The 1,325-nt window shown below is 57.0% G+C and carries 1 rRNA gene (running past one end of the window); it reads left to right on the top strand.

The features are described from left to right. The first annotated feature begins 50 nt into the window (after positions 1 to 50). Positions 51 to 1,325: ribosomal RNA gene (locus ACZ5XS_RS45560) — 23S ribosomal RNA — on the top strand (it continues 1,289 nt past the right edge of the window).

The raw sequence follows: 1,325 nt of genomic DNA, 5'->3' as shown, positions 1-1,325 counted from the left end.
TGGGTGGCTGGTCGTTGTTTGAGAACTGCACAGTGGACGCGAGCATCTGTGGCCAAGTTTTTAAGGGCGCACGGTGGATGCCTTGGCACCAGGAACCGATGAAGGACGTGGGAGGCCACGATAGTCCCCGGGGAGCCGTCAACCAGGCTTTGATCCGGGGGTTTCCGAATGGGGAAACCCGGCAGTCGTCATGGGCTGTCACCCATACCTGAACACATAGGGTATGTGGAGGGAACGCGGGGAAGTGAAACATCTCAGTACCCGCAGGAAGAGAAAACAACCGTGATTCCGGGAGTAGTGGCGAGCGAAACCGGATGAGGCCAAACCGTTTACGTGTGAGACCCGGCAGGGGTTGCGTAGGCGGGGTTGTGGGATCTCTCTTTTACGGTCTGCCGGCCGTGAGACGAGTCAGAAACCGTTGATGTAGGCGAAGGACATGCGAAAGGTCCGGCGTAGAGGGTAAGACCCCCGTAGTCGAAACGTCAACGGCTCGTTTGAGAGACACCCAAGTAGCACGGGGCCCGAGAAATCCCGTGTGAATCTGGCGGGACCACCCGCTAAGCCTAAATATTCCCTGGTGACCGATAGCGGATAGTACCGTGAGGGAATGGTGAAAAGTACCGCGGGAGCGGAGTGAAATAGTACCTGAAACCGTGTGCCTACAAGCCGTGGGAGCGTCGCGCATCAAGCTTGCTTGGTGCGTCGTGACTGCGTGCCTTTTGAAGAATGAGCCTGCGAGTTTGCGGTGTGTTGCGAGGTTAACCCGAGTGGGGAAGCCGTAGCGAAAGCGAGTCCGAATAGGGCGTTTCAGTAGCACGCTCAAGACCCGAAGCGGAGTGATCTAGCCATGGGCAGGTTGAAGCGGAGGTAAGACTTCGTGGAGGACCGAACCCACCAGGGTTGAAAACCTGGGGGATGACCTGTGGTTAGGGGTGAAAGGCCAATCAAACTCCGTGATAGCTGGTTCTCCCCGAAATGCATTTAGGTGCAGCGTCGTGTGTTTCTTGCCGGAGGTAGAGCACTGGATAGGCGATGGGCCCTACCGGGTTACTGACCTTAGCCAAACTCCGAATGCCGGTAAGTGAGAGCGCGGCAGTGAGACTGTGGGGGATAAGCTCCATGGTCGAGAGGGAAACAGCCCAGAGCATCGACTAAGGCCCCTAAGCGTACGCTAAGTGGGAAAGGATGTGGAGTCGCACAGACAACCAGGAGGTTGGCTTAGAAGCAGCCACCCTTGAAAGAGTGCGTAATAGCTCACTGGTCTAGTGATTCCGCGCCGACAATGTAGCGGGGCTCAAGCGTACCGCCGAAGTCGTGTCATTGCA

Source organism: Streptomyces sp. NPDC033131 (assembly GCF_055578365.1).
The sequence above is the reverse complement of the archived record's forward strand: the minus strand, read 5'-3'. Positions and strand labels throughout refer to the sequence as shown.